The organism is Micromonospora sp. NPDC007230 (assembly GCF_042869115.1).
Taxonomy (GTDB): domain Bacteria; phylum Actinomycetota; class Actinomycetes; order Mycobacteriales; family Micromonosporaceae; genus Micromonospora.
In genome coordinates, this window is record NZ_JBIAFE010000033.1 from 60,405 (window position 1) to 67,482 (window position 7,078).

Here is a 7,078-nt window from a genome sequence, read left to right on the forward strand (position 1 = left end):
TGCGGGCGGCCGCGCTGGCGTTCACGGCTGATGGGCCGGCTCGGGGAGCAGCACGTCCGGCCAGTCACCGGTTTCCGCGCCCTGGATCCGGGCGAGGGCGTATGTGCACACCGCAGCCCACCCCTCGTCCTCGGCGACAAGGCTATCCTCGGCGCCCCAACGCCACCACAGTTGCCGGTACGGTGACTCGGCGTGTGCCCGCAGCACCGGAATCGCGGCGGCCGCCGCCGGTCCGATGTCGGCCAGCGCTCGGACCGCCAGTACTCCCCATGGGCAGCACTCGGTGTAGCGCACCAGCGTCGGCACGACCGGGTCGGCGTCGCCGGTGATATGCCAGTACGCGATGGCCGCGTGGATCACCCGCCACTCGTCGTCGCTGTCGAAAATCGGCGGGAGCAAATCGGCGAGCTCGACGGCGTGTGGTCCTACCTCGGCCAGGATTTCCAGCGAATGGCGGTCGCGTATCTGGTTACGCAGCACACCCAGCAGGTCGTCCGGATCGCCGCTGATCCACCACAACGCCCGGGCGGCGATCCGCTGCCGGTCGGCGTCGTCGCTCGCGCGCAGGGCGGTCAGTTCGGGCAGTGCTGCGGCGGCGGCCGGCCCGAGGTCGCCGAGAAGTATGCCCGCCGAGTAGGAGTGCTCCGCGGCCTGCCGCTGCAGCACCGGCACCAACGCGGCCGGGTCGGCGCCGACTCTGCCGGCAGCCCGGATCAGCCGGGCGCGGTCGTAGCCGGCATCGGCCGCCTCGACAGCGTCGACGATCACGGCCCGGCACATTTCGGCCCACGGGCCAAGCGCCGAGAGGGCGTCCGCCAGTTGGGCTAGGCGCAGCGGCCGCGCGCGGAGCCGGGCGGCGAGGTACGCGTCGGCGCGCGGATCTCGTAGCCGGCTGAGTGCGGTGAGCGCGGCAGCGCCCAGAGTCCGCTCGGACGCCCACGCCGAGTCTTCGCTGCCCACGGGGCCCCGCTCGACGGCGGCCCACAACAGATCGGAGGCGCCGGTGGCGGCCCGGCCCGCGCCGGCCAGGTGCCGCAGCGTGCGCAGGCGCACCGCTTCGGCGGGATCCTGCTGGGCGGCGATCAGCACCGGCACCAGCGCGCCAGCGGCAGGCCGCCAGGCGTGCAGTGGCACGGCGACGGCGTGGGCAGCGGCTTCACGGACCGTGGTGTCGTGTCCCAGAGGCCCAGACATACGTCCAAGGGGCATCCTCCCGATCGACCCACTGAACGCCCTCGCGCCAGCCCGGTAAGGGTTTGCGAGTCTAGGAGGCAGCATCTTGTCCTTGTCAATGCCCGGTTTGTCGGCTGGACATGATCGTTCGGCGAGGTAGAAACTCAGGGGATGGCTACGGCTTCGCATAGCGCTGCCCCGAACGCGGTCGGCTACCAGCATCAGACCTGGTGGGCGTTGGTGGAGCTCCTGCAGTCGGGGGTTGACAGACCGGACGCGTCCATCACCTTAGAGTTGCATGACGACATCGCCTGGGAAGAAGACACCAACCCGACGCATCTGCTTCAGGTCAAGCACCACCAGCAGACACATCGAGCGCTGACCGACACCTCGACAGACGTATGGCGCACGTTGAAGGTCTGGATGGACACCGCGACGCCGGGCGACCCGTCCGGGCCGCAACTGCTCTTGATCACAACTCAGATAGCGGGTGCCGGTACGGCGGTTGCGGCTCTGCGGCCCGAGACGCTCGACGAACGCACCGCCCTCATCGGGCTCGAGTCTGTGGCTAGAGACACGGCATCAGACCAGACCAGAAAAGCCCGGGAGCAGTTTCTCGCGCTCAGTCCGGGAGACCGCCGTACGTTCCTCACCAGGATTCGCGTCATCGATGGTTCGCCCCACATCCAGGACGTACCCGCGCTGGTACGCACACACCTGCACTGGGCACTGCCGCCAGGGCATGAGGAATTGTTCTTGGCGATGGTCTGGCGATGGTGGGATGAACAGGCCCTGGCGATGTTGCAGAGAAGGCTCCGTAGCCTCGATGTCGGCGTGGCCCGGGCGGCGATTGCGGACATTCGCGACCAGTTCACCAGCGAGAGGTTGCCCACCCTGGTTAAGTTGCTGGACGTCGATGTTGATACGGTCGCTGCAGAGCACCGAACTCATACATTCGTGCAGCAGATGCAGTGGGTTGCCTACCCGCCACGGAACCTGCAGAAGGCCATCGTGGACTACTACCGCGCCTACACACAGACGGTCCGGTGGTTGGATGAGGACCTGATCGATGTAGCTGAGCTGACCAGTTTCGAGGCCGAGCTCGTCGACGAGTGGGAGCGCGAGTTCGACTGGATGCTCGACACGCTCGATGACGACGCGGACGAAGCGGCCAAGCAGGAGGCCGGCAAGCAGATGCTGCGGCAGTTGCTGGCTCAGACGGGCATCACCGTCCGTGCGCGTTACAACGAGCCCTTCTTCGTTCGCGGCAAACGTCATGTTCTAGCCGATGCCGGACGAATCGGCTGGCATCCGGACTTTGAAAGTCGTGTCCAAAAGCTGCTACAGGTCGGCGCGTGAGCCAGCCCATCATCGCCTAGGAAGTGGTTGACGTAAGGGGGTGCTATGACGGCGTGGACTGATCGACCGCCGATCGTGGCCGCAATGCTGAACCCCGCGCTGATCGCGGTGATCCTCGCTACCGCGGCCGACGGGTACCGCAAGGAGTCGGATCGGGCGTTGCCATGGCCGTTGGCCTTCATCATCGTTCCGTTGGTGCTGCATCGCGGCACTCGGCAGGCCCTGCCCACCTCGACCAGAACCCACCTCGCAACGTGGACCTCTCGCAATCCGCTGCTGCGCGCGGGGTTCCCGCCTCGGGCGCAAAGCCTTGTCGAGCCAGTGAGAGAGGGCGTGCGGTTCGGCCTCGCCCAGGGGGTGCTCACCGTCGAAGGAGATGCCTTGCAAGGTAGGATCCGCCGTCAGAAGGGGTTTCAGATGCCCGATGAACTTGCGGACATCCTCCGCAGAGCGGGATTCGTTGGCCGTTGGTTGGCGAAGATTGACAACAGCGCGACCGTTTTTGCGGTCCTCGGCGTGACACCCTGAATGACGTGCAACTGCTCGCGATCGTTCTCTACAGCAACCACGGCCGTCGACGCGTCCTCAACTTCTCCGCTGGGGCCCTCAACATCGTGACCGGGGAGTCAAAGACGGGCAAGAGCGCCCTGCTCGACATCGTCGAGTACTGCCTGGGCCGCGACACGCTGCAAATGCCGATCGGTCCGATCACCAGCACGGTGTCCTGGTATGCGGCGTTGTTCGAACTGGACGGCGGTCGAGCGTTCGTTGCGAGACCCGCGCCTGACGCGGGCAAGGCGTCGACCCAACGCGCGATGCTGGAATTCGGTGCCGACCTGGCTCCCCTCGAGTTTGAAGACCTCGTGGTGAACGCCGATTCGGACGCCGTTCGGGAGCAGCTCGGGCGTCGTCTCGGCATCGAGGAGAATCTGCACGAGCCGCCCGTGGGCTCGGCGCGGTATCCGCTTGAGGCACACATAGGACACGCCGCGTTGCTATGCCTGCAGCGGCAGGGCGAAATCGCCGCCCGCGATCTGCTGTTCCACCGCCAAGGCGATCAGGGCATGGCACAGGCCCTTAAAGACACCATCCCGTACTTCATCGGCGCGGTACCGCGAGACCAGGCGCTCAAGCGCGCCCAACTCAGCGCGGCTCGTCGAGAGCTGCGCCGAGCGGAAACGACCTACCGCCAAGCAGTCCGGGCAAGCGAGGCTGCCGACGCGGGGCTGGCGACGCTCTGGCGGGAGGCGTACGCGCTCGGAATGGTCGACACCGACCAACCCGCGGACCGATCCAGCATGGTCGGCCTTCTGCACGCCGCCGTCACCGCGCCGGCTACTGCCCCGGAAACACCTGATCTCGAAACTGCCGGCCGCATCGCCGTCCTACAGCGAGAACGCGACCAGGTCCGTGACCGCCTCCGCGCCCTCAATGCTGAACGCGACCTACTGCTACAACAGAACGACACCGAAACCGACTTCGCCGGGGCCGTCCGAGCTCAGACCGCCAGGCTGGCAAGCCTCAACCTCCTGGGACTGCCCACCAACGGCACCGCAGCCACGGCGATCGGCACCCACGACAGGCCATCCCCGTGCCCGCTCTGCGGCTCGGCACTCGCCGAGCCCGACCCCACCCCAGAGCAACTGCGACAGAGTCTGGTCCAGCTCAACAACCAGCTCAACGGCGTCGACGCGGCCCGACCTGCCCGGCGCGCGGCTCTGCAGGCTCTCGATGAGCAAGCCGCCACTCTGCGCAACCAACTCAGAGCGGCCGAGGGCGCCATTCAGTCGCTGATCGCAAGCCAGGCAGTCACCGAGCAGCTTCCGGATACCGCACGGCGGGACTTCACCCGCGGCCGCATCCACGCGACGCTCGCCGCACTGCCCGGCAGCTCCGAGGCCGAGCTAGCGCGACTACGCCACCAATACGAGACAGCCCTAGACCGGGTGCAAACGCTCGAGGCCGAACTCGACCCATCCGAGGAACGCGAACAGCTGACGTCACGCCTGGTGACGATCAGCCAAGACATGACCAGATGGGCTGACCGGCTCCAGTTGGAGCACCGTAGCGGGAGCGTTCGTCTCGATCTGAATCGCCTCACCGTTGTCACCGACACCGAGCAGGGCCCAGCGCCCTTGTTCCGCATCGGCAGTGGGGAGAACTGGGTCGGTTACCATCTCATCACCCACCTTGCGTTGCACCGCTACTTCGTACGGCAGCACCGACCGGTGCCACGACTGCTCATGCTCGACCAACCAACGCAAGTCTGGTACCGATCCGAGGTCGACCAGAGATCAGGCACACCAGGCCAGGACACCGACCGTGAAGCAGTCAGTCGACTGTTTCGCCTGATCTACGACGTGATCGTGGAACTGGCCCCCGCAATGCAAGTGATCGTCTGCGACCATGCCAACCTACCCGAGGAATGGTTCCAGAACTCCGTGAAACATAACTGGCGTGCCGGGGAAAAGCTGATTCCCCAAGAATGGATCGATGAGGCAACGGCGCGTTGAGCTATCCAAGAACGAGCGCTGGGGACGGATTCGTCAAGCATGTGGTGGGCCTAGGCAAGGAACCAGGACCGAGTGCTTGAAGAGCTCCCTTACGTGGACGGGTAACCACCTGTCCGGGCTATGCTCAGCAACCTAGCCGTCTTCTCCCAACTGTTGCCACGCCGCCTGAGGTATCCGATGAGCGAGAACTTCGAGAATCTGTCCGACTATGATTTCGAACGATTGGCGGCGGACCTACTGGCTGCGGAATGGAAGGTTCATGTAGAGAGCTTTCCGAGAGGCAGGGACGGCGGAGTCGACCTGCGGGTCCTAGGGCCGGCGAAGAAGCCTCTGAATCTTGCGCCAGGCGATGAAGTTGTAATTCAGTGCAAGCATCGGCCGACAGCGGCCTTCAAAGACCTCAAAAGCCAGCTCAACAAGGAGGCAAAGAAAGGGATTGTCGGTACGGCACGTCGATATATCCTCGTCACTTCGGCGAGGCTGACCCGTGCGAACAAGAAGAGCGTCCAGACGATATTCGGGAATAGAATATCTGAGGCCGACATCTTGGCGAGGGACGACATCGCCGCACTGATTCGACGCCATCCCGAGGTGGAGAAGGCGACACCCAAGCTCTGGATGTCGAGCGGCGCGGTTCTGAGCGTGCTGGTGCACCACCTTGAGCATCTTCGGTCAGCCTATCTTCGAGAGGAACTGCGCCGCCTGCAACGCAACTTCGTCGAAACAAGATTTGTGGCGAAGGCAATGGAAAGCATTGACGAGCATGGCGTTTGCATTCTCGCCGGACCACCAGGGGTCGGTAAGACCACCACCGCACACATCGTTCTGCTCCGGTTCATGGCAGACGGCTGGCAGCCGATTGCCGCCGTCGGGGACGTGCGGGAACTTGAGGCACAGCTAGACCCACACGTTCGTCAGGTCCTCTTCTTCGACGATTTTTTGGGGCAGACTTCGCTAGAAGAGAAGGTAAGGGCAGGGGGCGATGGAGAACTCCTTCGCCTTATTCGTCACGTCGAGTCAGACCCGACCAAGGTCCTTATCATGACAACACGCGACTACATCCTCCGACAGGCGCAGCAAAGCTACGAAAAGTTAGGCGATTCGATTTTCGGTACAGCTCGTGTTCTTGTTTACGCAGAATCTCTCTCGGCTGCACGAGAAGTGCCACATTCTGTATAACCAACTCTACTTTTCACCTCTAAGGAAATTAGCAGCCGCTGCTCCAAGTGGCGAGTACGTTCGAGTGGTGTCGCATCGGAACTTCAATCCGCGCATGACTGAGGCCGCCATAGCCGCGCTCGTTCGAGAAGCAGGGCTGAGACCACGGCGGCAGGATCCTGCGAGTTCATGTTCGAAGGAGGTAGTCGGTTCCAATAATCCGACTCCTGCAGAAGTCCCAGTCCGTCTAATTGAGGCTTTGGAAAAGCCGGAGGAGCTTTGGGATCACGTTCTTCGACACCAGCTTGATGACTTGCCGAGAGCCGTTCTCCTCGTTCGCTTTTCTATGGGCTCTGCGAGTGTCCTTAGCAGTGAGCTATACGCCGGCACGAGGGCCTTCTGCGAGCAGGCGGGCCGTCGCTGCCTAGAGATTGACCTTGACTCTGCTGTTTCCATTCTTGAAGGAGACCTTCTTTCCTTGGAATTCGGCGACCGCCAGCAAGGCTCTGTCGGTGCCCTGAATCCCGGACTCGCGGATGCGGTGAGCACGTTTCTTGGTCGATATCCGGATCTCATGCTTTCCATCATCAAGTCCGCCCCTTTCTACATCCAAGTTAGGTCCTTGGCGGGCTTGCTTGGCTACCCCTTCGAACGGGCAAGCGACCAGCACTCTAACCCTCAACGCAGAGAGATAGGGGAAGCGATCGTCAAGAACATCGAGCGCACCCTGTTCTCCTCAACCGTCACAGCAACGGAAAACGCGCTCTTCCCCATCAATCAGGCTCATCGAAGTTAGGCGGGGTCGAGCTGCCCACGGTGGCGTCGGGTGGTGGCGGTGCGGGTGCGGAGGCGCTGGTTTTCGGGGTTGCGGAAGC

Annotated in this window: 6 protein-coding genes; 5 read left to right on the plus strand and 1 reads right to left on the minus strand. The window is 63.7% G+C overall.

Translation table 11 applies throughout. The features are described 5' to 3' along the window. Positions 1 to 21: 21 nt before the first annotated feature. Positions 22 to 1,194, minus strand: a complete 1,173-nt coding sequence (locus tag ACFYML_RS32465) for a hypothetical protein (RefSeq protein ID WP_387424261.1) — start codon at positions 1,192 to 1,194, stop codon at positions 22 to 24. A 150-nt stretch (positions 1,195 to 1,344) separates the two neighbouring features. Between ACFYML_RS32465 and ACFYML_RS32470 the strand changes: the two genes are divergently transcribed. The 5 genes from ACFYML_RS32470 to ACFYML_RS32490 all read left to right on the plus strand — a co-directional run bounded on the left by ACFYML_RS32470 (position 1,345) and on the right by ACFYML_RS32490 (position 6,999). Beyond that, on the plus strand, positions 1,345 to 2,532 hold the full coding sequence (locus ACFYML_RS32470; protein WP_387424262.1) for an ABC-three component system protein: 1,188 nt from the start codon (positions 1,345 to 1,347) through the stop codon (positions 2,530 to 2,532). A 45-nt stretch (positions 2,533 to 2,577) separates the two neighbouring features. Beyond that, positions 2,578 to 3,060: a three component ABC system middle component gene (locus tag ACFYML_RS32475; protein WP_387424263.1), complete on the plus strand. Its 483-nt coding sequence runs from the start codon at positions 2,578 to 2,580 to the stop codon at positions 3,058 to 3,060. Between the two features lie 5 nt (positions 3,061 to 3,065). Continuing rightward, the gene (locus ACFYML_RS32480) at positions 3,066 to 5,045 is read left to right on the plus strand and encodes a DUF3732 domain-containing protein (RefSeq protein ID WP_387424264.1); all 1,980 of its coding nucleotides are present in this window, start codon (positions 3,066 to 3,068) and stop codon (positions 5,043 to 5,045) included. Positions 5,046 to 5,222: 177 nt separating this feature from the next. Then, complete coding sequence (locus tag ACFYML_RS32485; protein ID WP_387424265.1) at positions 5,223 to 6,224, plus strand: restriction endonuclease; 1,002 nt, start codon at positions 5,223 to 5,225, stop codon at positions 6,222 to 6,224. A gap of 94 nt (positions 6,225 to 6,318) precedes the next feature. Next, positions 6,319 to 6,999 carry a hypothetical protein gene (locus ACFYML_RS32490; RefSeq protein ID WP_387424266.1) on the plus strand — a complete coding sequence of 227 codons (681 nt, stop codon included), beginning with the start codon at positions 6,319 to 6,321 and terminating at the stop codon, positions 6,997 to 6,999. Positions 7,000 to 7,078 lie beyond the last annotated feature (79 nt).